Annotated in this window: 1 protein-coding gene; it reads left to right on the top strand. The window is 54.6% G+C overall.

Going from position 1 to position 388, the window contains the following annotated elements:
- Window positions 1-388: DNA polymerase (locus AC1RPX_RS07745; protein ID WP_481763326.1), on the top strand; the 388-nt coding region annotated here is incomplete at both ends.

Raw genomic sequence — 388 nt, 5'->3', positions numbered from 1 at the left:
CGCCACACAAGGCAAAGCTCTTTTTCGACATCCTCGGACTCGAACCCTTGTCGAAGACGAAGACCGGGGCAGATGCCATCGACAAGGAATTCGTTGCGCATTACCGCGACAAGAACAAGATCGTTGGTCTGTACGGCGACTATCAGGCGCTGACGAAGCTGTTGTCCACGTATGCGAAGGGCTGGTTCAAACGGCTTACGACGAACATGGACGCAGCCAAGGACAATCACCTGCGGCCTGACTATTCGGTATGGGCGGTGGTAACCGGCCGTCTCGCGTCGATGGGACCTAACCTTCAGCAGATTCCGAGCCGGGGAAAGCTCGCAAAGATCATCAAGAAGATGTTCGTATCCACACCCGGATACCTGATGATTCGATACGACTACTC

The organism is Dellaglioa sp. CoH-56-MRSF-14 (assembly GCF_056782115.1).
Note: the sequence above shows the minus strand (reverse complement) of the source record. Positions and strands in the feature narration are given on the sequence as shown.